Below are 21142 nucleotides of genomic sequence, written 5' to 3'. Positions count from 1 at the left end.
GGGACTACTCCCGCTCCGTCAGTTCTGTAGACAGAGAAGCTTTACGTAAAGAATCAAGTTCGGCCTGTTGTTTTGCCATTTTCTTACGAAGACGACGAGCTTGCTGCTCCAATCGAAACAACAAAACACTCGATAACCCAACGGCTATCAGAATCCCTAATGCTAGAGAAATGATCATATACAGCGCGACACTTAGCTCTGGCCCCTGCCACAATACAAGGTCGATCGACACTGGCTGTCCATTACGGATAGCGAAAAAGATCGCGATAAACAAGAACAGAGCTAAAACAAAAATCAGTAAAGCTCGCTTTAGCCATTTAAGCATAAGACACCCACCAGCAAGTCGTTATAGGCATTATGCCCACGACTCACCATAATTTCGATAAAAAATTAATTTAACTCTCGCTCCACTGAATCAGTATTTACCAATTCACGCAGCTCTTTACCAGGCTTGAAATGCGGTACGTACTTTGAGCCAAGCTCAACAGACTCACCAGTTTTTGGATTACGACCAACACGCGGGGCACGATAATGGAGAGAGAAACTACCAAAGCCACGTATTTCAATACGCTCACCATTGGCTAGCGCTTCTGACATATGCTCAAGCATTGCTTTGACTGCAAGCTCAACATCTTTCACTGGCAGATGTGACTGCTGGTCAATCAGCGTTTCAATCAGCTCAGATTTCGTCATCACTGTCCTCTCGACTATATTTTGATCACATATTAAGACTAGCTAAATTTAGAAAGAAAGCAACAACTTAACGAACAATTGCAGTAAAAACTATAGCTTTTTTTGCATAATATAGCGATTATTTTCCGTAAGACTTTAGGATGACTAGCATCCATTTTATTGAGCTTCTATAATTGGCGCCATTACTTAACACAAGTGGAATTAAATAATGAGCTTCAAACAAATCCCAGCGGGCCGTGATGTCCCTAATGATATAAACGTAATCATCGAGATCCCAGCGCAAGCTAACCCAGTTAAGTACGAAGTAGACAAGGATCTGGATGCGCTGATTGTTGACCGTTTCATGACAGCACCAATGTTTTACCCCGCTAACTACGGCTATGTAAACAATACCCTAGCAGACGACGGTGACCCAGTAGATGTGTTAGTAATCACACCTTACCCTGTGGTAGCTGGCTCTGTCATTCGTTGCCGCCCTGTTGGCGTTTTAAATATGTCCGACGAAGCAGGAATGGATGCGAAACTTGTTGCTGTACCTCACGAGAAACTAAGCAAAGAATACGCTCACATCCAAGACGTGAACGATATCCCACAATTACTCCGCGACCAAATCGAGCACTTCTTTGAAAACTACAAGAAGCTTGAAAAAGGTAAGTGGGTGAAAGTAGAAGGTTGGGCAAGTGCTGATGAAGCACGCAAAGCACTTGTCGAAGGCGTAGAAGCTTACAACGCTCAGTAAATAATACTGCGATATAAACTAAAAAGCCGATTCAAAAGAATCGGCTTTTTTTGCTAATCAAGATGAAAAATTTACTCAAGACCGTCTAAGTAACGTTCTGCGTCAAGCGCCGCCATACAGCCTGTACCGGCTGATGTTATTGCTTGACGATAAATGTGATCACTGACATCACCCGCTGCAAACACGCCTTTTACACTTGTTTGTGTGGCATTACCTTGAGTGCCAGACTCAACTGTTAAATAGCCATCTTTCATATCCAGTTGACCGGTAAAAATATCAGTATTTGGCTTATGACCTATCGCGATAAATAAACCTGCGATATCGAGCTCTTTCGTATCGCCAGAGTCACGATTTTTAATACGGACCCCTGTCACACCTGAGCCATCACCAAGCACTTCATCTAGCTCACTGTTCCACTCAATGCTGACATTGCCGTTTTCCGCTTTATCCATCAATTTGTCGGCAAGAATTTTCTCAGAACGAAATTTGTCGCGACGGTGAATTACTGTCACGGACTTGGCGATATTAGAAAGATATAAAGCTTCCTCAACCGCGGTATTGCCACCACCAATGACTGCCACATCTTTGCCGCGATAGAAGAACCCATCACATGTCGCACAGGCAGACACACCTTGCCCCATAAACTTCTGCTCGCTTTCCAAGCCAAGATACTGAGCACTTGCACCCGTTGCAATGATCAGCGCGTCACAAGTATAAACTCCACTGTCACCTTCCAATCGGAATGGGCGATTCTCCAAGTCCACTTTATTCACATGGTCGAACACAATCTCTGTGTCAAAACGCTCTGCATGCGCACGCATACGCTCCATTAAATCCGGACCTTGCAGACCTTCAACATCACCCGGCCAGTTATCTACTTCTGTCGTAGTGGTGAGCTGCCCACCCATTTGCATGCCAGTAATCATCACTGGATTCAAGTTAGCACGCGCCGCGTACACAGCCGCTGTGTATCCCGCAGGGCCTGAACCCAAGATCATTAATTTAGCGTGTTTTACATCGCTCATATGGAATGCTCCTTAAAGTAAGTGTCTGCCGAAAAAACTCTCGGCTATGTAATTGGCATAAGAATAAAGAAATCATTCGTAAATAGACATCGAATTAATTTAATAAACAAGATAGGGGTAAACTATTGGTTTTCAACCTGACAGATAGGACATTCGAGGTCAGTGGAAAGGCGCATCGTACGCCAATCCCCAGTTAGACCATCAAATAAACGAAGGATGCCGTGCGCAGCCTCACCTTTACCTGCCAGAATCTTTATGGCTTCCAAGGCTTGCTGTACACCGATGACGCCTACTACAGGTCCCATCACACCACTAACATTACAACTCATTTGTTGATCTGATAAGTCGGGATACAAACACTCGTAACACGGAGTCACATTTTGATCATATCTAAAATTTATTTGCTGCCCTTCCCAACGAATTGCCGCACCGCTTACTAGTGCAACTTGATTAGACTGCGCCCAACGGTGGACACGCTGTCGCGTCGCAAAATTATCACAGCAGTCAATGATTACATCGGCTCCCCTCAATAGGTCGCTCATATTATCATTATTTATACGCTCTGATACCGCAGAAATAAGTGTCTCTTGGTTACGGCATTGCAAAGCAGATTTAAGTGCCATTACTTTAGATTCGCCTATGTCCGCTTCTGTGTACATCACTTGCCGCGGTAGGTTCGATAATTCCAAATCGTCATCATCAATGATCGTTAAATGGCCAACCCCCGCGCCACTCAGATAAGCGGCACAAATATTTCCCAACCCCCCTGCACCAATCATCACTACAGATTTTTTGGCTAAATTCAACTGTCCATCAACGTCATAATTGGGGAGCAGCATTTGTCGACTATAGCGCTGTAATGCATCATCATTCATGATGTATATTTCCTGCCCGTTTGGTCAGCCTTTTGCTAAAATACGCAAAAGCATAGTTGGAAGATGAATCATGAAATTCCCCGGTCGCCGTAAACTCAGACACTATTTCCCTGTCGCAGTTGATAAAACCTCTTTGCCTAGGTTAGAGGTACAACCCAAAGCTGATACATACATTGCTGGGCTCGACGAAACAATTGTCGATGTCATTGCGGAGGTCGACGGAAATTTTCTTGAACGATATGGTATCCGAAAAGGCCTTTCAAACCTAGTCAATAGCGAAGTAGCAACTGCGATCTACGAAGAGCTCGTAAACCATAATCGTATCTCAGATCATTTTGCTGGCGGAACAATCGGTAATACATTACATAACTATTCAGTTCTTGCCGATGATAAATCCGTATTACTGGGGGTCATGTCACAGTCGATCCAATTAGGATCACCTGAATACCATTACATTTGTCACACTAGTAGCAAGGTGGATATGAACCACCTTCAAGCCGTACCAGGTGATATTGGTCGTGGGATAACCTTAATAACAGAAGACGGCGAACGAACATTTGCAATTGCTCCTGGGGAAATGGATGAATTAACCCCAGAATCAATAAGTGAAGAAATCATTGCTAATTCCGCGGCATTTGTAACCTGTGCATATCCTCTGCGTCACGCGGACAAGCCAATCAAAAGTTCACTATTAAAATGCTTAGATTACGCAAGCAAACACAACGTTCCCGTAATTCTCACGCTCGGCACTCGACACTTAGTTGAAGAGTATCGCGAAGAAATCACAGATATCATCAAACGCCATGTATCTGTATTAGCGATGAATGAAGAGGAGGCAAGTGCTTTGACGGGCCACGATAATCCGTTATTGGCAGCAGAAAAAGCCTTAGATTGGGTGGATATGGTGTTGTTGACGGCCGGACCAGAAGGGCTATATTTATGTGGCTATACCGAAAGTCTCTCGAGGCGAGAGACCACTCACCCGATAAAATCTGGAGCAATCGCAGACTTTAATCAATGGGAATTCTCACGCCCTAAACGTAAAAAAGACTGCCAGACACCCGTCAAAGTTTTCTCACACATTGATCCGTACATGGGCGGGCCTGAAAAAATCCGCAATACTAATGGCGCCGGAGATGGCGCATTATCTGCATTACTACACGATATTGCTGCAAATCATTTCCATAGAATAGAAGTACCAAATAGCAGTAAACATCACGAGCGCTATTTAGCGTATTCTTCATTCGCTCAAATATGTAAATATGCGAACCGTGTAAGCTACGAAATACTCAGCCAAAACTCACCAAGACTATCCAAAGGATTGCCAGAGCGTGAAGACAGTCTTGAAGAATCATATTGGGACCGCTAGCTAGGCAAGAGCAACGTCAGACTTTGTAATTAAAAAAAGCAGCTTAAAGCTGCTTTTTTTAATTACTATGAGCGGTAATGTGTCTACATCATGCCAATTGAGAGTTGCGCATTATCCACGTCAAACATACGATTTAGATCTAACAAAATCACAAGCTCTTCTTCTTTTTGGTAGACGCCTTGAATAAACATCAACGCCTCATCATTACCGACACTTGGAGACTGCTCTATCTCACCCTGATATAGGTAAAATACTTCTTTAACCGCATCAACAAGCATACCAATCTGCTCACCGTCGTGCTCGATGATTATAATTCGCGTATCGTCACTAATCGTGCACTCTGGCAAACTGAAACGCACACGCGTATCGATAACCGTCACCACGTTACCACGTAGATTCACGATACCAAGTACATAAGACTGAGCCCCAGGTACTGGTGCGATCTCACTGTAACGCAACACTTCCTTAATCTGCATTACATTAATACCATACGTCTCGTCTAGGAGCTTAAACGTAAGGTATTGCAGTAACTCACCTTTTTTACTCTCTACAGGTAACTTTCCTGCTTCTTTGATCGTCGCTAATTCAGACATGGCCTTGACACCTTTAATCAATCCGGTGATGCGCGCAAATACGCCGCGATAAGGTTTTTATAATAGCCCAATCACGGCGTAATGGCGTGAAAAATTACGTAACAATTAGTTGTCTTGCTGTATACCAACTACAGTCCAATTCCCACGAGCATCAGATACATCTTTCTCTAAGTGCCACACTTCATTGGTTTCTGTTGTTTCAGAGCCTTCTTTAATCCAGCCGCTAAATCGCAGTGAAATAGATGCAACAGACCCTATGTATTCACCCCTCACCAAGTCAACCATTAAAGAAACAACTTCGGTACGAGGCTTATCTGCTCCATATTTCGCGCGTTCTGTCTGCAACATAGCACAAAGATCTGAGCTAAAGTAGTCACTAATTTCGTCAAAGTTATTGTCGTCCCAAGCTTTTTGCAAAGTAACATAATGGTTTTTCGCTTCGGCAATAAAAGCTTGCTCGTTAAACCCAGGTGGTAACTGAATCTCTGGCTGACTTGCAAACCCTGACACACCAGACATGGGTGAAGGCTGAACGCTGTCACGAGTAGAGCTTGGCATTTCACGGAACATACCGTTGTCGCCTGCTGGACTCGCCGCACGGCGTCGATTCGCAAAGAACAGTTTGTAGATTAGGAAACCAATGACTGCAAATAGCAGTATGTCTCCAAATGAAATACCGTCAAATGCTCCGCTGCCTAATAACGCAGCGAACAATCCGCCAGCCAATAAACCTCCTAGCAAACCACCACCTAAACCTCCCAATAAGCCACCAGACTTTTTCGTCGTAGAGCTGTTTGCCGCTGTACCAGAGGTCGCAGATTTCGTTGGTGATTTGTTTATAGAAAAGCTTTTACCAAAGCTCTTACTTCCACCAAGACGCTTAGCTTCTGCATTTGTGGCAAAGCCACCCATACCAATCGCTAATACAAACGCCATAATTAAGGCATATACAGATGTTTTCAATTCATTTCTCCAATTAAACGAAATCGACCAAGCCAACTGCGTTACGCAGTTCGGAAATCATAGTGCGAGCTCGAGCACGTGCCTTTTCGGCACCAGCCTGAAGTACTGCTTCAATTTCAGCAGGGTTCGACATGAGTTCAAGATACTTTTCTCGAGGCTCACTTAGTTGACCATTGACCAACTCAAAAAGTTCCTTCTTGGCTTCTCCCCATGCAATGCCATCCGCAAATTTTTGGCGCATCTCTTTCGTTTGCTCATCAGACGCAAAAGCTTTGTACAAATCAAAAACCGTTGAGTCATCTGGATCTTTTGGCTCCCCTGGCTCTAGCAGGTTTGTAACGATTTTATTGATGCCTTTTTTAAGTTTTTTCTCGGTATCAAACAGTGGAATAGTATTATTGTATGACTTACTCATCTTGCGACCATCCAACCCTTTAAGAATGGCACTGTCATCTTCCGCCACCACTGCTTGCGGCAAAGTGAAGTGATGACCAAATAGATGATTAAAGCGAGCGGCGATATCACGAGCCATTTCAATATGTTGAATCTGGTCTCTACCCACAGGTACTTTATGCGCATTAAATGCAAGGATATCAGCAGCCATCAGTACGGGGTAACAAAACAGCCCCATGGTCACGCCAAAGTCAGGATCCTGATCTTTCGCTACGTTTTCATCAACACTGGCTTTGTAAGCATGGGCTCGATTCATCAAGCCCTTCGCTGTCACACATGTCAGCAGCCAATTTAATTCTGCTATTTCTGGAATATCCGATTGACGGTAAAAAGTCGCTTTATCAGTATCCAATCCACAAGCTAGCCAAGTCGCTGCGATCTCCAAGCGAGATTGCTTAACTCGCTCAGGCTCCTGGCACTTAATGAGTGCATGGTAATCCGCTAGAAAAAAGAATGAATCGGTGTCAGAGCGGTTGCTTGCCTCGATAGCTGGACGAATAGCGCCAACGTAGTTACCAAGATGAGGAGTGCCTGTTGTAGTAATACCTGTTAAAACAATTTCTTTACCCATTTTCCCTTACTCAATCATATAAAAAGGTGCTCGTACCCTATCACAAAAATAATCGCTAGTCGTAGCCTAAAACACTCTGTCGTGAGCAAATTTAAATGGATCGCCGAATCATGTTCGCATGGACCTAAATGTAAGATTAATACGAGGAGCAGACACTTTTTTGGTGGGCGGTAAACGATGTAACCAGTAACTCTGAGTTGCCCCTCTCATGATCAAAATACTTCCCGAGGCCAAGTTTAGCGAGAACGTTTCTTTTGTGGTTTTATGTTTAAACGAAAATTTGCGCTCAGCACCAAAGCTCAGAGAAGCAATGGCAGCTCTCGGGACCAACTCCCGTTCACCGTCGCTGTGCCATGCCATACCCTCACTGCCATCGTGGTAGAGATTCAACAAGCACGCGTTAAAATGCTCTCCGGTCGAGGCCTCAACAATTTGTTTTAGCTCTTTTAGCAATGGCGTCCAAGGCAAAGCGGTTTTCGTGGTCTTTGAATACGTATAAGAAAAAGGCTGGTCGGCATACCACGCAACCTTTCTTTTGGTTACGATACGTTTGCCAAACATGATTGCCTCATCATGTTGCCACGCAATAGTATGGAATAAACTATCCACATATCGCTCCGCCATTAAGGGCTCTATCCCAATAGGTAAATAACGTACATCGCCGTCATAGGGTAGAAGGTTCTCAGAAATATTTTCATCTGTTTGAAACAAGTCATACATGTCTTCCCCCTTTGACCTATTACAGTTTCTACGCGCGGCAATAACCGATATTGCGCGTCACCAGCACCTTGATAAGAATCCAGCTACAAACTCAAATAAGTGTTGTGCATAAAGACGCGCCTAATTCTAGCGCAAATTGAACAGTGTTATCTCAGGAACTGAATGATATGGTGGAGCCTAGCGGGATCGAACCGCTGACCTGTTCGCTGCCAGCGAACCGCTCTCCCAGCTGAGCTAAGGCCCCATATAGGATATGCCAATTATATGGTTTGAACTAAGAAGTATTTGGTGGAGCCTAGCGGGATCGAACCGCTGACCTGTTCGCTGCCAGCGAACCGCTCTCCCAGCTGAGCTAAGGCCCCAAAACGAGCCGAATTTTATGGCCGCAATAAATGCCTGTCAATAGGTTTTACTTCACACGTAAATGCTTATGTCATAGGTTATTAACAATTCAATAACCTGAATGACACATTCAATACAAAAAAAAGCTATACGGTGCTGTAAACTGTATGCATTATAGAATGTATAACTTATTAAAATCGGAGCCAACCGATATGCCAGAACATCAGCACGCGCTTGATCAACTCATGATGGCGCAGCAACCCATTCTGAATCGAAACAAAGTTCTGTTTGGCTATGAACTATTATTTCGGGGACAGGTTGAAGATCACGCTGAGTTTGATAATGCAGAAGTGGCAACCAGCCAAGTAATAACCAACCTTTGCATTGGCATCACCAAGCTGGAAGCTCAGCTACGCCAGCCATTTTTTATCAATATGACCACAAACTTGGTCTTATCAGATGCCTTCTTTCCCATTTCTGCCAATACGGTTTATATCGAAATCTTAGAAAACCAGCGCATCACCAAAGATTTTGTAGCGGCTGTCATTCGGTGGCATGATTCTGGCTTTCGCTTTGTGCTGGACGACTATCACTTTGATCCGACCTACGATGATTTATTACCTTACATATCGATGATAAAAATCGATGTCCTTTCGACGCCACCCGACACAATTTTGGACAAAATAGAGTATTTAAAATCACTTGATCTGACATTGATTGCTGAAAAAGTAGAAGATCGAGAAATGTTCGAACGTTGTAAGGAGTTAGGATTTACCTATTTTCAAGGCTACTTTCTACAGAGACCCGAAGTCGTAAAAGGCCGTCGCGTAGACGCGAATACACAAAGCGCAATTAGACTCGTGAATACCTTGCAAAAAGAACATGTAAGTATTGAGGAGGTTGCGGACCTAGTCACTCAAAACCCCACACTTTCTTACCAAATGTTACGCCTCATCAATAGCCCTGTTGTTGGCGTTTTAAAGGAGGTGTCTTCTATCAAAGAAGCTGTTGTGTATCTAGGTTTGGTTCAACTAAAACGTTGGGCAATGCTCATTACCCTTAGCTCACAAAACCATGACAATGCCGACAAAATGAGAGTATTGCTTGTTCGAGCGCGGTGCTGTGAAATTTTAGCGAGAAAAAGCAATGCAATTTCTCCTGATTCGGCATTTACTATGGGACTGATGTCAGGCATCCATGTACTTTTACAAATGGATCAAAAAGAAGTACTCGGTCAAATCACGCTCGACAAAGAAATTAAAGAAGCCATCCTACATTTTAACGGCCCACTTGGTCGTATTCTCTTCAGCGCTACCAGTATTGAAGGGGAACGTTGGGAAAGCATTGGTAAGTTGCCCGCTAATGTTCGCCGGTCACTCAATCATGCGTTTTTCGATTCGTTGCAGTGGGCTCACAAGGTCATGAGCACTTTAAAATAAATTGCAACTAAACCATTGACAGCGAAGCTAAAAACACTAGAATGTGCGTCACGTTTTCCAAGCCAGTGTGGTGGAATTGGTAGACACGATGGATTCAAAATCCATTGCCTATAAAGCGTGCCGGTTCGAGTCCGGCCACTGGTACCAAATTAAAAAAGCCGATTTCTAAGAAATCGGCTTTTTTAATGGCTAAAATTCGTTCATAGCTTCATGCACGTAATCAGGCAAATCCTCCTCAGCCGGAATCGGAGTCGAATTACCTTCATCGTTGATTGCAACAAATTTAAACAGCCCTTCCGTGACCTTTTCACGCTTACCAATCCGACCGCGGCGCACCCATGCTTCAACGTGGATGTTCATTGATGTGCGCCCAACAGATTCGATACAGGTGTATACACCCAAAATATCGCCGACTTTAACAGGTCGAATGAAGCTCATACTGTCTAGCGCAACTGTGACTACACGGCTTTGCGCACGCTGGCCCGCACATATACCCGCTGCAATATCCATCTGAGAAACCACCCATCCACCAAATATATCGCCTGCTGGATTCGTATCTCCCGGCATCGCAACCGTTCGAGTTGTTAAACGACCCTTTTCTTTTTCTACCGACATTTCCAACCCTCTACATTAGCTCGGCTAAATAACAGTCCTAGTATGACACTCAGTAAGAATTCTGGCACCTACTTTGGCTATCTAACCAATTCAGCTGAACTTCCAGCACTGTGACCTTCCTCTATTTACCCTTCTGCATTAGCATACAGAGTCTATCGCAATCGCCGCTACTCTGCTTTGAAGGTTAATTATGCAACACGCTCTGAGCAAACTACCAAATACTGGGACTACCATCTTTTCACAAATGTCCGAACTCGCAACTCATCACAATGCTATCAACCTATCTCAAGGGTTCCCTGATTTCGATGGTCCGAGTTGCTTACTAAAGCGCGTAGACCACTATATAAAGCAAGGTAACAATCAGTATGCGCCGATGATTGGCATCGCTTCACTCAGACAAGGCATAAACGCCAAACTACAACGTTGCTATGATTTCCAAGCAGACCCAGACTCCCAAATCACCATTACGTCGGGTGCTACCGAAGCGCTATTTGTCACCATCTCGGCGCTTGTCCACGTAGGCGACGAAGTCATCGTATTTGATCCTGCTTACGACTCATACGACCCTGCAATTCGCTTAAGCGGAGGATGCCCTATCCACGTTCCTTTGCTGCCTCCTAATTTCGAAATGGACTGGGATCGTATACGTAATGCTGTCACGAGCAAGACACGCATGATCATTATCAACTCCCCTCACAACCCCACATGCCAAACGCTTACCTCAAGAGACCTTAATGAATTATATGAGTTGGCCGAGAAACACGATTTGCTCGTACTATCTGATGAAGTGTATGAGCATATTGTTTTTGACGGACAGGCGCATCAAAGTGTACTCAGGCATAAAGCACTGGCAGAACGGAGCGTGGTCGTTTCTTCCTTTGGTAAAACGTATCATACGACGGGCTGGAAAATTGGCTACTGCATTGCGCCAAGCCACCTAATGGCAGAGATTCGTAAGGTACATCAGTATGTGACATTTAGCGTTTCAACTCCGATGCAGTATGCAATCGCTGATTTCTTACAGGAAACTCCTGAGCATGACCAGCAACTCCCAGCTTTTTACCAGCGCAAACGCGATCATTTCAATCGCGCGATGAGCAGCAGTCGATTTGAATTTACCGCGACCTCAGGCACTTATTTTCAGCTTATGAACTATCGTGCTATCCAAGATACTACTGATACCGAATTCGCGTTGTGGCTAATTGAGCATGCAGGAGTGGCCGCCATTCCGATCAGCGTGTTTTACCAGACACCACCAACCGATATGCGTTTAATACGCTTCTGTTTTGCTAAACAAGATGCACGCTCGACAGCGCAGCCGCGAAACTGGTAGCGCTTTAAATCATTCACTTACTGCTGAGCTTTCTGCTGTAACGCCGAAGACATGGGATACTGTCGTCGTAATGCAGAAATCAGTTCGCTAACACTTTTGAACGTACAGGTAGCTTGCGACAGTTTAGGCCGTTGATGCAGCAGCACAGGAATCGATAATTCCCTTGCTGCTTCAAGCTTTGCAGACGTTGTCGTGCCACCAGTATTTTTACTCACGATAACGTCTACCTGAAAACGCTTTAATAATGCTAATTCTTCTTCGCGATCAAAAGGCCCGACCGCTTTTTCCCAGATGACGTGTGCGGGCAAATCAAAGTTAGGCATCGCTGCAGTTCGCCAAAGCACTTGCTTAATAGAGCCTTTATTTGCAACGTTATGAATAAAGCTTTGCGTCATCTTTCCTGCACTGAGTAAAGGGCGCCGATAGCTATTCAACATCGTTAAGAGCTCCTCTTCATTACGGTAGGTGTACCAAAGATCTTGCTCCGTAGGTTGCCACGCGGGGCGTAATAAATGCCAAATTTGAACTTTCGTCTCTATACTTGCGGCAACCGCCTTACAGCTCATTTGCGCAGCATATGGATGCGTCGCGTTAACCACCAGACCAATTGAATGTTCATTTAGGTATTGAGTTAAGCCACCAAATTGAGTGAAACCACCTGAGACAATATCGCAATCTAATTTAGGGGCTCTAAGCAAAGCTGCAACAGAATAAATGACTTTATAACCATCGAGGATCAAAGTATCAGCAATACGCCGCGCATCTGCCGTACCGCCTAACACAAGTATTGCTTTACGCATCTTATGACTCCTCGCTTTTAAGCCACGCGCTTATATTTATCATTAAGTCAGAACACTCACAGACTAGATGCATTACTCGTTTGCGCCACCGAATAATGTAGCTGTCGCCACCAAATTCGATGAAAAAAATAAATGAAGATAACTGGCGGTTAACCCTTTATTGCGAAAAATTGCTTCACCAGGAGCCGGATGTCGTTGACGCTTGCCATACGCAATCGGCTCAGAAGTGTTTTCACTCAGCGAACGGTGGTGCGCGTGTCCTCTTATATCGCCTTCTGGAAACGGTGCCGTTTGCATCCCCTGACACCCGCCTTTACTTCGCATCACACCATTACCTCGCAACATCCCAATCATAGGATAAGTTTGCTGCGATAAATCCGTCAGCGTCTCAAAACTGTAGAGCATCCCTCCACACTCAGCGAGTATTGGTTTACCCAAATCGTAAAAATGATAAATGGCCTGCTTCATCTTAGTGTTCTCTGATAAAGCGTGAGCATGTAGTTCAGGGTAGCCTCCTGGTAGCCACAAGGCATCGGCCGCTGGCAACTTGGCATCGTGTAACGGAGAAAAAAAGCGTACTTCCGCCCCCAAACTTTTCAAGGCCTGTAAATTTGCATCGTAGATAAAACTGAATGCTTCATCTTTTGCTATCGCGATCACTTTGTTCTTGAGTAATGGTGCACAAACTGACGCCTCTCCATTCGGCGCTTGAAACTCAATAGCTCTCGGCAAGGACAAAAGCTGGTTATCTGGCGCTTGTGCAAGCCAATCCACTGCTGCCTGAAAACGAACTTCTAGCTCTTCTTTTACTTCGATTGCCTGTACTAATCCTAAATGTCTCTCTGGTAAGGTGACCTCTTCATTGCGTTTAAGAGACAACAACAAAGGAATATCGGGTGGTAACGCCTCACGAATTAACTGCGCATGTCGCTCGCTGCCACATCGATTCGCAATGATCCCAGCGACGTTAACATCCGGCCTAAATCTCGCTAGGCCTAATGCCAAGGCTGCCGCCGTTTGTGCCATACCTTGAACGTCCATAACTATAGCCATCGGTATCCCAAATGCCGCCGCTAAATCTGCACTGGACGGCTCACCATCAAACATTCCCATCGCGCCTTCGACCAAAATAAGGTCGGCAGTTTGGGCCGCCTTGAATAACATCTCGCGACAGTATTCCTCTCCTGCCATCCAGATATCTAGTTGCTCAACAGGTTGACCAGACGCTTGTGCCAATATTTGCGGATCTAAATAGTCGGGTCCAGTTTTAAACACCTTCACGACTTTACCTTGATTGGCAAAATGACGCGCTAACGCTGCGGTAATCGTTGTTTTTCCCTGATTGGATGCGGGTGCGGTTAAGAATAAGGCTGAGCAGGAAGCTGTATTTAAAGTCATATCGTCATACTTAACATATAAGGGGAAACGGACTGGTATTTCCAGGTTCAAGAACAAATATTGCTTGGAAATTGATCGACTAAGATGGCGTCCGCTTGTTAGCAAACGATGATATCGAAGACAAACTATCGTCGTTCGCTCGCCCACGCTTACGACGGTGGGCGAGCACAAACTCTTGGACCGCAATAACATCATCAATCGATACGGTTTGCGCGCCACGCCACGCGGCATGAGCAATAGCGGCTCTGACCCAAACGATATCAGCTCGCAACCCTTCTACTTGAGCATCTTGGCAACGACTCGCAATGTCCATTCTCAGCGCATCCACGCATTTGACCATCGACACTCGTTCGCGAGCTAGGCTGATGCTTTGGCGCAAATTACGCTGTTTGTATTTGAACGCTTCACAAAAGCCTTGATTGTCTTGATCATATTCATCTCTTAACCGAACGATCTGAACGCGCTCTTCTAAAGAATAATCGTGAGACAACTCAACCATTAAACCAAAGCGGTCTTTCAGTTGAGGACGAAGCACTCCTTCTTCTCGATTCATTGTACCGATGAGGGTAAATTGTGAAACGTACTCATAACTATGACCGGCATGCTCCACACAGTAGAGTCCACTGAGATTACCATCTAATAATCGATCAATGAGCGAGTCAGGCAGTAAGTTTACGTTATCAACGTACAGAATCCCTTCGTGAGCTTTGGCAAGTAACCCTGGTTGAAATGTACTCGCGTTGGCAGAACGGTCTGAATCAGTAGTAAAGGAGCCAAGTACCTGCTGTTCACTTGCTCCAAGAGGTAGCGTCACAAATGGACTCGACAATTCACCATCTCTAGGGACAACGTCCTCTAGCCCTCTCGCTAGAGTCGATTTCGCCGAGCCTCGTGAGCCTGAAATAATAACGCCACCGATCAATGGGTTGATTGTCGTCAAAATCAGCGCTAGTTTAAGTGCATCTTGCCCCACCACAGCCGTAAAAGGGAAACTTGATGGCTTACATTCTGTCATGAGGTACCTACCAAGGTTTAGTAGCGAATTAATTACAGGCAGATTATTAAATCATTCTGAACCTTATCCGTGGGCACTTTTTAAGTCAAATTGAAATCTTAGCCCCCGACCTAATCAAACTCATATGCCGCCTAAAAAAGCTGTAGACTGTAGCGCAATGTTTTGTCCAAGGAATTAGCGCCGTGAAATCTCGAAGTACTTCTTCACACAATGCTATCGATAAAAATATGTTAGGTGTGTTTCGCTACAGCCAAAGAGCCATGGCTCTCGTCTGGCAAACCTCACCGAAGCTCACAATAGGGCTTGCTGTATTGACTCTCATAGCAGGAGTATTACCCGCGGCCATGGCATATGTTGGCCAACTCATTGTCGACGCGGTTGTGGCAGCGATCGATCAGTATAAACAACACGGCAATATCGAATACTTCCCCGTTTTGTTCTACGTATTAATCGAAGCAGGACTTGTCCTCATTGTCAGTGCTAGTCAACGTGGTTTAGTAGCATTGCAAGCTATTTTGAGAGCCTTGCTTGGGCAGCGCGTCAACATGATGATTATGGAAAAAGCGCAAACGCTCACTCTAGCGAATTTTGAAGACTCAGAATTTTACGACAAGCTTGTGCGTGCCCGACGCGAAGCATCGAGTCGTCCTTTGGCCTTAGTCAATAAAACGTTTTCATTACTGCAAAATGGCATTTCATTGATCAGTTTCGCAGTATTGCTTTGGCAATTTTCTCCTTGGGCCCTGACGCTGCTTATTCTTGGCGCTTTACCTGCTTTTGTAGCCGAGGCTAAATTCTCTGGAGACGCTTTTATGCTCGCTCGCTGGCGCTCACCGGAAGTACGTCAGCAAAACTATTTGGAAACGCTGCTTGCTCGCGAAGATCACATCAAAGAAGTACGACTGTATCAGCTTGGAGCTCGTTTTTTACGTCACTACCAGAGCATATTCGTTAGACTTTTCAGCGAGAATAAACGTCTCATTATTCGTCGTGAAGTGTGGGGGTTCACGCTTGGCATAATAAGCACCGCTGTGTTTTACGGAGCCTACGGCTGGATTGTTACGTCGACCGTCATCGGTGCTATTACATTAGGACAGATGACGATGTACTTACTACTATTCAAACAAGGGCAAGGTGCCGTCGCTTCATCTCTTACTAGCATTAGCGGCATGTACGAGGACAATCTGTATTTATCAAACCTATACGAATACCTTGAACAACCCACCCTTACGATTAAGGCGGGAGCCGTTTCAGGCCCTAAACAGGGCGACGGTATCCGTTTTGAGAATGTGTCTTTCACTTATCCAGGCAGTAATCAGGCGGCGCTAAAGCATATTTCATTGCATATAAAACCTGGCTGCAGTCTCGCCATTGTTGGGCAAAACGGATCAGGAAAAACCACTCTAATTAAACTGCTGACGCGCCTCTATAGTCCGACAGAAGGTCGGATCTTATTAGATGGCCTTGATCTTAGAGAATGGGATGAGCAAGCTCTTCTGACTCGCATCGGTGTTATTTTTCAGGACTTCGTACGCTATCAGTTTATTGTCGGTGAGAACATCGGTGCAGGTGACGACGAACGCTTTGATGACGAACAAGGCTGGCGTAATGCTGCAGAGCTTGGTAAAGCGACAGATTTCATTGATGATTTGAGCGACGGCTATCAAACACAGCTTGGGCGGTGGTTCAAAGACGGGCAAGAACTGTCAGGAGGACAATGGCAAAAAATAGCATTAGCTCGGGCGTTTATGCGAGAAAAAGCGGATATTTTAGTACTTGATGAACCTACTGCTGCCATGGATGCTGCTGCAGAAGCTGACATATTCGAGCACTTCCAAGAACATACGCGCCATAAAATGGCTATCTTAATATCGCATCGATTTTCAACAGTACGTTTGGCAAATGAAATCATTGTTATGGAGCATGGCAGTATTCAAGAGCGCGGCACACACCACTCTCTACTAAGCCTAAAAGGGCACTATGCGAAATTGTTTGAGCTACAAGCAAAAGGCTATCAATAAATCACCCGGTGTGTTCTACCCGCGCACTTATCAAACCAAAAAGCTCATCATTTATCTGATGAGCTTTCGACAATTGCCAAACACTATCCGTTATTTGTCAGCGCGCCCTGAGAATTTACGCTCTTCTATGTTCACACGAATGCGATCACCAGTGGAAATATGCTCTGGTACCTGAATCGTCGCGCCCGTCGATAACAACGCGGGCTTAGTACGAGAGGTAGCCGATGCCCCTTTAATGGATGGGTCAGTTTCTTGAACCACCAATTCTACCGTCTGAGGCATGTCTAGCCCGACAGGGGCGTCATTAACGAGAACCACTTGAATACCCGCAGTCTCCTCGTTTAGAAATAAGATCTCTTCTGCAATCGCGTCTTTGTTTAAGTTATAAGGTGTATAGTCTTCTTGGTCCATAAAGACATAATCATCACCATCGACATAAGAAAACATAGCTGGGCGACGAATTAGATCAGCAAAGTTCAACATGTCGGAATCTTTAAATGTCTCATCTATCTTACGGCCAGTTACCACATCATACATGCGCATGCGATAGAGACTCCCACCTGCCCTACCCTGTGGTACGGAGCGTTCAATATCACGCACGATATAAGTTTTACCATCATAATCAATGGCGTTATTACGTTTGATTTCACTGGCCTTAGGCATCTTCTTCAGTCCTGAACGATATAGATAAAAATGATTGGCGCAGCGCACAGCGCTGAGATACAGATGCTAATTCAGTTTTATATCGGGTGCTAGCGTTAAATCTCGCTAAAACTAATCTAATCATGCATTCTTGTACGTACCACTGCTTGGTGCAGTAAGCGCTGCTTTTGCTTCGCAAACAACTAAAAGGAACGTCAAATGAGCGAGCTTTCTGAAATAGAAAATCTCATTTCTCAGATTGCGACTGGAAATCAACCTGCGTTTTCTAAATTATATGATCGAACCAGTGCGAAACTTTATGGCATTTGCCTACGTGTGTTAGAGGACGAGGCCCTAGCGCAAGATGTACTGCAAGAAGCGTATATCAAAATTTGGCACAACTGCGGTAAATACGAAGTCAACGGATTAAGCCCCATGACTTGGCTAATTACCATTGCTCGAAACAGTGCAATTGACCGTAAGCGTTCAAATGCGAGCAAACAAGCTGAATCAATTGATGATTATGACCTAGAATCAAATGATGCCACGCCAGAGCAGTGTACCGTTGATGATCAAACGCAACGACACATTGAAGAGTGCCTCGATACCCTTGAGCCTGAGCGAGCTGAAGCGGTAAAAGGAGCCTACTTGGAAGGACAAAGTTATGCAGATCTCGCCAATCAATTCGCCGTACCTTTGAATACAATGCGAACTTGGTTACGTCGAAGTCTCACGAAATTAAAAGGTTGTATGGGCCAATGAATCAATCATCAGAGCATTTCACCATTGCAGCAGAATATGCTTTGGGATTGCTATCGCCAGAGCACGCAAAAGCGTTCGAAGCTCGCATGAAAGAGGACCCAATGCTTCAACAAGAGTACGTCTATTGGGCAGAACATTTTTCGAGCATGTCTGAGCAATGGCAAGAGCACGTACCACCAGCCCACGTAAAACAACAATTAGAGCAACAACTGTTCTCTACAAAAGCAGACAACGTCACTCAATTGAGAGCCAAATCCTCGAGGCGGTCACCTATTTGGGCCATCGCGGCGGCCGTAATTTTGGCAATTGGTATCTGGACTTTTGTTCCACCGTCGTTTGAAGCAACGTATCAAACTCACCTCGTTGCGTCTGAATCTGATGTGATAATAGATGTACTGGTTGATGCCGATAACAAGCAACTACGTATTATTCCGAAGCAAGGTAAGCCTGCCATAAATGGCGATTATGAACTTTGGGTGGCCATCGGTGATGGAGCACCAATGTCCCTAGGCGTTTTAGACCTGTCTGAAATGCGAGAAGTGTCCCTCGACGTTCCTTGGCTATCTAGTTTAACTAATGCCCACATGGCAATAAGCCACGAACCCAAAGGAGGCTCCCCTACAGGCGCCCCTACAGGCCCTGTTATTGCTGTTGCCGATACAGTAACACTGTAATAAATCAGCGTTGCGATACGTCTAAAGCCAAGAAACTGAAACTTTCTTGGCTTTTTTTCGTGGCTACTAAAACAAATTGAGGAGATTAAACATGAACCGAAGAACTTTTTTGCAAGGTACCATGGCAGCTCTGTTGATGACCCGAGGAATGACATCCATCGCCGCGTCTATCAGTGAAGCAAACTTTGAAATTACACGCACAGAAGCTGAGTGGCGTGAGCGCCTTAGCGACTTTGAGTACGCGGTGATGCGCGAAGAGGCCACCGAGCGTGCCTATTCAAGCCCACTCAACGATGAAAAGCGAGCAGGTATCTTTCACTGTAAAGGCTGTGATCTTGCCTTGTATGACTCACAAACTAAGTTTGACAGTGGCACTGGCTGGCCTAGCTTTTACGACAGCTTACCTAATGCTGTCGGTACGAAAGAAGATCGTAGCTGGTTTGTCACACGCACAGAAGTTCATTGTCGTCGATGCGGCAGTCATTTAGGGCATATTTTCGAGGATGGTCCGAAACCAACTGGCCTTCGCCATTGTATAAATGGCGTATCATTAACCTTCAATGCCAATTAATTTTAACTTTTTTTATATTTTTTGAAACTTTCTGAAATGGCGCACGTGGTTAGTTATACAGAGGTTATAAATCAATAAAACAGGAGAACGATTATGAAACTTCTAGCTACCGTTGTTGCCATGACTACCGCACTTGCTATCACAGGCTGCTCTAGCTCAGGCGCAAAAGAATCCGATATGATGGCATCAAACGATACCAACCCTATGGTTGGCGGTGCCCCAATGTATGCAGATAAAAACATCATTGAAAATGCCGTGAACTCCAAAGATCACACAACGCTCGTTGCAGCAGTCAAAGCTGCTGGCTTAGTCGACACGCTTCAGGGTGAAGGGCCTTTCACTGTCTTTGCGCCAACTAATGCAGCGTTTGACAAGCTACCAGACGGTGCAGTTGCCAATCTTTTGAAGCCTGAAAACAAAGCAGCACTTCAAAAAGTCCTAACATGCCATGTGGTAGGAACGAATGCCCTGTCTGGTGCAATTATGACGATGGTCGACGATGATATGGGCGCACATCCAGTACCAACACTTGGTGGCTGTACGTTAATGGCGACCTATAAAGGCGACAAGATCATGCTGGAAGATGAGAATGGTCGTATCTCTACGGTAACGATCGCTGATGTGAAGCAATCTAATGGTGTCATTCACGTAGTTGATACCGTGCTGTTACCTAAGCAATAAGAACCTCATAGCAGCGTTTCGATAAAGAGTAAGCTTAGGTTACCCCGCCTAAGCTTACTCTTTGCTATCCTCTAGGACAGATCTCTACAGCTTTCACATTCTCTATATTCAATCACTGTCTTAAGTGAATTCTTGGCTTTCAATACTATTAATGCAGCCATTCTGCTTCATAGATTCTGTCTAGGCGTGCTGTGAGTCATGATGCTGAGCCCACACAGGGGGACGATGATAACGCCCCACCACTGAACTCAATAATAAAAACGCCAAAAATGAATAGACTAAGCTTAAGCTATCTAATATCAGTATTGCTGTGATCAACACACCTATATCTGCGGCTAACGTGGTTCGGCTAGCATGTATATTGAAACGCCTCTCTAGATAAACAGCGAGAATGTTAAGCCCTCCCAATGACGCATTGTGGCGAAATAAAATGATGAGGCCAAATCCTACCAACAGCCCTCCCAATATTGATGACACAATTGGGTGTATTTCAATATGAATAGAGTGCTGAAACAATTCAGAGAGAATCGACAGAACGCTGATTGCAGCAAATGTACGCATTGCAAAATGCTTACCAAGAGCTAGCCACGCTAATAGGTAAAATGGCATATTCAAGAAGAAAAATAATTGACCGAACGAGAGGTCAGTTACTTGCAGCAAAATCATTCCAACACCAGCAGTGCCACTGATTAGTAATCCGGTTGAATTTAGAATATGCAAGCCTAATGCTGCGAGTACGCAGCCTTCCAAAATGGAAAGCCATTGATGGGTTAATTTCATAGGTCGATCCCTAAAATCGTACACATTTATGATGTGCACGGGTTATATACAATGCCCCTTGTGAGGAC

At 44.9% G+C, this 21142-nt stretch carries 23 protein-coding genes and 3 tRNA genes; 10 read left to right on the top strand and 16 right to left on the bottom strand.

The window, feature by feature from the left end; translation table 11 throughout:
- Positions 1 to 4: 4 nt before the first annotated feature.
- A complete protein-coding gene (locus DN730_RS13930; protein WP_115468761.1) occupies positions 5 to 325 on the bottom strand; it encodes a LapA family protein in 321 nt (106 codons plus the stop codon).
- A 65-nt stretch (positions 326 to 390) separates the two neighbouring features.
- Positions 391 to 696, bottom strand: coding sequence for an integration host factor subunit beta (gene ihfB / locus DN730_RS13925; RefSeq protein ID WP_484177318.1), 306 nt, complete (start codon positions 694 to 696; stop codon positions 391 to 393).
- A 205-nt stretch (positions 697 to 901) separates the two neighbouring features.
- Between ihfB and ppa the strand changes: the two genes are divergently transcribed.
- Complete coding sequence (gene ppa, locus DN730_RS13920) at positions 902 to 1432, top strand: inorganic diphosphatase (protein WP_115468759.1); 531 nt, start codon at positions 902 to 904, stop codon at positions 1430 to 1432.
- A 71-nt stretch (positions 1433 to 1503) separates the two neighbouring features.
- Here ppa and trxB read toward each other — a convergent pair whose 3' ends face one another.
- A complete protein-coding gene (trxB, locus tag DN730_RS13915; protein ID WP_115468758.1) occupies positions 1504 to 2457 on the bottom strand; it encodes a thioredoxin-disulfide reductase in 954 nt (317 codons plus the stop codon).
- Positions 2458 to 2579: 122 nt separating this feature from the next.
- Positions 2580 to 3332 carry a HesA/MoeB/ThiF family protein gene (locus DN730_RS13910; protein ID WP_115468757.1) on the bottom strand — a complete coding sequence of 251 codons (753 nt, stop codon included), beginning with the start codon at positions 3330 to 3332 and terminating at the stop codon, positions 2580 to 2582.
- 70 nt (positions 3333 to 3402) lie between these two features.
- On the opposite strand from DN730_RS13910, the gene DN730_RS13905 reads away from it, so the two are divergent.
- Positions 3403 to 4701 carry an inosine/guanosine kinase gene (locus tag DN730_RS13905; protein WP_115468756.1) on the top strand — a complete coding sequence of 433 codons (1299 nt, stop codon included), beginning with the start codon at positions 3403 to 3405 and terminating at the stop codon, positions 4699 to 4701.
- Positions 4702 to 4784: 83 nt separating this feature from the next.
- Here DN730_RS13905 and DN730_RS13900 read toward each other — a convergent pair whose 3' ends face one another.
- The 6 genes from DN730_RS13900 to DN730_RS13875 all read right to left on the bottom strand — a co-directional run bounded on the left by DN730_RS13900 (position 4785) and on the right by DN730_RS13875 (position 8363).
- Positions 4785 to 5294 (bottom strand): chemotaxis protein CheW, encoded by a 510-nt coding sequence (locus DN730_RS13900; protein WP_115468755.1) that lies wholly within the window; start codon positions 5292 to 5294, stop codon positions 4785 to 4787.
- A 105-nt stretch (positions 5295 to 5399) separates the two neighbouring features.
- Positions 5400 to 6257: a Tim44 domain-containing protein gene (locus tag DN730_RS13895; RefSeq protein WP_115468754.1), complete on the bottom strand. Its 858-nt coding sequence runs from the start codon at positions 6255 to 6257 to the stop codon at positions 5400 to 5402.
- A gap of 13 nt (positions 6258 to 6270) precedes the next feature.
- Positions 6271 to 7281 carry a tryptophan--tRNA ligase gene (locus DN730_RS13890; protein ID WP_115468753.1) on the bottom strand — a complete coding sequence of 337 codons (1011 nt, stop codon included), beginning with the start codon at positions 7279 to 7281 and terminating at the stop codon, positions 6271 to 6273.
- Between the two features lie 108 nt (positions 7282 to 7389).
- Entirely contained in the window at positions 7390 to 8001 is a 612-nt protein-coding gene (locus tag DN730_RS13885; protein ID WP_115468752.1) for an alpha-ketoglutarate-dependent dioxygenase AlkB family protein, read from the bottom strand.
- A gap of 168 nt (positions 8002 to 8169) precedes the next feature.
- A tRNA-Ala gene (locus DN730_RS13880) sits at positions 8170 to 8245 on the bottom strand.
- A 42-nt stretch (positions 8246 to 8287) separates the two neighbouring features.
- A tRNA-Ala gene (locus DN730_RS13875) sits at positions 8288 to 8363 on the bottom strand.
- A 192-nt stretch (positions 8364 to 8555) separates the two neighbouring features.
- Here DN730_RS13875 and DN730_RS13870 point away from each other — a divergent pair.
- Positions 8556 to 9782 carry an EAL and HDOD domain-containing protein gene (locus DN730_RS13870; protein WP_115468751.1) on the top strand — a complete coding sequence of 409 codons (1227 nt, stop codon included), beginning with the start codon at positions 8556 to 8558 and terminating at the stop codon, positions 9780 to 9782.
- A gap of 61 nt (positions 9783 to 9843) precedes the next feature.
- Positions 9844 to 9929: transfer RNA gene (locus tag DN730_RS13865), tRNA-Leu, on the top strand.
- 42 nt (positions 9930 to 9971) lie between these two features.
- On the opposite strand, the gene DN730_RS13860 is transcribed toward DN730_RS13865, so the two are convergent.
- Entirely contained in the window at positions 9972 to 10397 is a 426-nt protein-coding gene (locus tag DN730_RS13860) for an acyl-CoA thioesterase (RefSeq protein ID WP_115468750.1), read from the bottom strand.
- 190 nt (positions 10398 to 10587) lie between these two features.
- Between DN730_RS13860 and DN730_RS13855 the strand changes: the two genes are divergently transcribed.
- A complete protein-coding gene (locus DN730_RS13855) occupies positions 10588 to 11730 on the top strand; it encodes a methionine aminotransferase (RefSeq protein ID WP_115468749.1) in 1143 nt (380 codons plus the stop codon).
- Positions 11731 to 11747: 17 nt separating this feature from the next.
- Here DN730_RS13855 and DN730_RS13850 read toward each other — a convergent pair whose 3' ends face one another.
- The 3 genes from DN730_RS13850 to DN730_RS13840 all read right to left on the bottom strand — a co-directional run bounded on the left by DN730_RS13850 (position 11748) and on the right by DN730_RS13840 (position 14943).
- Positions 11748 to 12530 (bottom strand): precorrin-6A/cobalt-precorrin-6A reductase, encoded by a 783-nt coding sequence (locus tag DN730_RS13850; RefSeq protein WP_115468748.1) that lies wholly within the window; start codon positions 12528 to 12530, stop codon positions 11748 to 11750.
- A gap of 72 nt (positions 12531 to 12602) precedes the next feature.
- A complete protein-coding gene (locus DN730_RS13845) occupies positions 12603 to 13928 on the bottom strand; it encodes a cobyrinic acid a,c-diamide synthase CobB (protein ID WP_115468747.1) in 1326 nt (441 codons plus the stop codon).
- A 79-nt stretch (positions 13929 to 14007) separates the two neighbouring features.
- Entirely contained in the window at positions 14008 to 14943 is a 936-nt protein-coding gene (locus DN730_RS13840; protein WP_115468746.1) for a magnesium chelatase ATPase subunit I, read from the bottom strand.
- A gap of 227 nt (positions 14944 to 15170) precedes the next feature.
- Between DN730_RS13840 and DN730_RS13835 the strand changes: the two genes are divergently transcribed.
- Positions 15171 to 16964 (top strand): ABC transporter ATP-binding protein, encoded by a 1794-nt coding sequence (locus DN730_RS13835; protein WP_115468893.1) that lies wholly within the window; start codon positions 15171 to 15173, stop codon positions 16962 to 16964.
- A 90-nt stretch (positions 16965 to 17054) separates the two neighbouring features.
- Here the strand turns inward: DN730_RS13835 and efpL are convergent, their stop codons facing one another.
- Complete coding sequence (gene efpL, locus DN730_RS13830) at positions 17055 to 17627, bottom strand: elongation factor P-like protein EfpL (protein WP_115468745.1); 573 nt, start codon at positions 17625 to 17627, stop codon at positions 17055 to 17057.
- 198 nt (positions 17628 to 17825) lie between these two features.
- Between efpL and DN730_RS13825 the strand changes: the two genes are divergently transcribed.
- From DN730_RS13825 to DN730_RS13810, 4 genes are all read left to right on the top strand, one after another.
- Positions 17826 to 18368, top strand: a complete 543-nt coding sequence (locus DN730_RS13825) for a sigma-70 family RNA polymerase sigma factor (protein WP_115468744.1) — start codon at positions 17826 to 17828, stop codon at positions 18366 to 18368.
- Positions 18365 to 19042, top strand: a complete 678-nt coding sequence (locus DN730_RS13820; RefSeq protein ID WP_115468743.1) for an anti-sigma factor — start codon at positions 18365 to 18367, stop codon at positions 19040 to 19042. The genes DN730_RS13825 and DN730_RS13820 overlap by 4 nt, the downstream gene beginning before the upstream one ends.
- Positions 19043 to 19133: 91 nt before the next feature.
- Positions 19134 to 19613 (top strand): peptide-methionine (R)-S-oxide reductase MsrB, encoded by a 480-nt coding sequence (msrB, locus tag DN730_RS13815; protein ID WP_115468742.1) that lies wholly within the window; start codon positions 19134 to 19136, stop codon positions 19611 to 19613.
- 93 nt (positions 19614 to 19706) lie between these two features.
- Entirely contained in the window at positions 19707 to 20294 is a 588-nt protein-coding gene (locus DN730_RS13810) for a fasciclin domain-containing protein (RefSeq protein WP_211313886.1), read from the top strand.
- A gap of 180 nt (positions 20295 to 20474) precedes the next feature.
- Here the strand turns inward: DN730_RS13810 and DN730_RS13805 are convergent, their stop codons facing one another.
- Positions 20475 to 21074: a DUF6198 family protein gene (locus tag DN730_RS13805; RefSeq protein WP_115468740.1), complete on the bottom strand. Its 600-nt coding sequence runs from the start codon at positions 21072 to 21074 to the stop codon at positions 20475 to 20477.
- Positions 21075 to 21142 lie beyond the last annotated feature (68 nt).

It is taken from the genome of Marinomonas piezotolerans, from assembly GCF_003362755.1.
In the GTDB taxonomy this organism is placed as follows: Bacteria; Pseudomonadota; Gammaproteobacteria; order Pseudomonadales; family Marinomonadaceae; genus Marinomonas; species Marinomonas piezotolerans.
Note: the sequence above shows the minus strand (reverse complement) of the source record. Positions and strands in the feature narration are given on the sequence as shown.

Excerpts from the sequence above, each read along its gene's own strand:
- DN730_RS13930 (WP_115468761.1), bottom strand. The coding sequence starts at position 325 with ATGCTTAAATGGCTAAAGCGAGCTTTACTGATTTTTGTTTTAGCTCTG.
- ppa (WP_115468759.1), top strand. The coding sequence starts at position 902 with ATGAGCTTCAAACAAATCCCAGCGGGCCGTGATGTCCCTAATGATATA.
- trxB (WP_115468758.1), bottom strand. The coding sequence starts at position 2,457 with ATGAGCGATGTAAAACACGCTAAATTAATGATCTTGGGTTCAGGCCCT.
- DN730_RS13910 (WP_115468757.1), bottom strand. The coding sequence starts at position 3,332 with ATGAATGATGATGCATTACAGCGCTATAGTCGACAAATGCTGCTCCCC.
- DN730_RS13905 (WP_115468756.1), top strand. The coding sequence starts at position 3,403 with ATGAAATTCCCCGGTCGCCGTAAACTCAGACACTATTTCCCTGTCGCA.
- DN730_RS13900 (WP_115468755.1), bottom strand. The coding sequence starts at position 5,294 with ATGTCTGAATTAGCGACGATCAAAGAAGCAGGAAAGTTACCTGTAGAG.
- DN730_RS13890 (WP_115468753.1), bottom strand. The coding sequence starts at position 7,281 with ATGGGTAAAGAAATTGTTTTAACAGGTATTACTACAACAGGCACTCCT.
- DN730_RS13885 (WP_115468752.1), bottom strand. The coding sequence starts at position 8,001 with ATGTATGACTTGTTTCAAACAGATGAAAATATTTCTGAGAACCTTCTA.
- DN730_RS13870 (WP_115468751.1), top strand. The coding sequence starts at position 8,556 with ATGCCAGAACATCAGCACGCGCTTGATCAACTCATGATGGCGCAGCAA.
- DN730_RS13860 (WP_115468750.1), bottom strand. The coding sequence starts at position 10,397 with ATGTCGGTAGAAAAAGAAAAGGGTCGTTTAACAACTCGAACGGTTGCG.
- DN730_RS13855 (WP_115468749.1), top strand. The coding sequence starts at position 10,588 with ATGCAACACGCTCTGAGCAAACTACCAAATACTGGGACTACCATCTTT.
- DN730_RS13850 (WP_115468748.1), bottom strand. The coding sequence starts at position 12,530 with ATGCGTAAAGCAATACTTGTGTTAGGCGGTACGGCAGATGCGCGGCGT.
- DN730_RS13845 (WP_115468747.1), bottom strand. The coding sequence starts at position 13,928 with ATGACTTTAAATACAGCTTCCTGCTCAGCCTTATTCTTAACCGCACCC.
- DN730_RS13840 (WP_115468746.1), bottom strand. The coding sequence starts at position 14,943 with ATGACAGAATGTAAGCCATCAAGTTTCCCTTTTACGGCTGTGGTGGGG.
- DN730_RS13835 (WP_115468893.1), top strand. The coding sequence starts at position 15,171 with ATGTTAGGTGTGTTTCGCTACAGCCAAAGAGCCATGGCTCTCGTCTGG.
- efpL (WP_115468745.1), bottom strand. The coding sequence starts at position 17,627 with ATGCCTAAGGCCAGTGAAATCAAACGTAATAACGCCATTGATTATGAT.
- DN730_RS13825 (WP_115468744.1), top strand. The coding sequence starts at position 17,826 with ATGAGCGAGCTTTCTGAAATAGAAAATCTCATTTCTCAGATTGCGACT.
- DN730_RS13820 (WP_115468743.1), top strand. The coding sequence starts at position 18,365 with ATGAATCAATCATCAGAGCATTTCACCATTGCAGCAGAATATGCTTTG.
- msrB (WP_115468742.1), top strand. The coding sequence starts at position 19,134 with ATGAACCGAAGAACTTTTTTGCAAGGTACCATGGCAGCTCTGTTGATG.
- DN730_RS13810 (WP_211313886.1), top strand. The coding sequence starts at position 19,707 with ATGAAACTTCTAGCTACCGTTGTTGCCATGACTACCGCACTTGCTATC.
- DN730_RS13805 (WP_115468740.1), bottom strand. The coding sequence starts at position 21,074 with ATGAAATTAACCCATCAATGGCTTTCCATTTTGGAAGGCTGCGTACTC.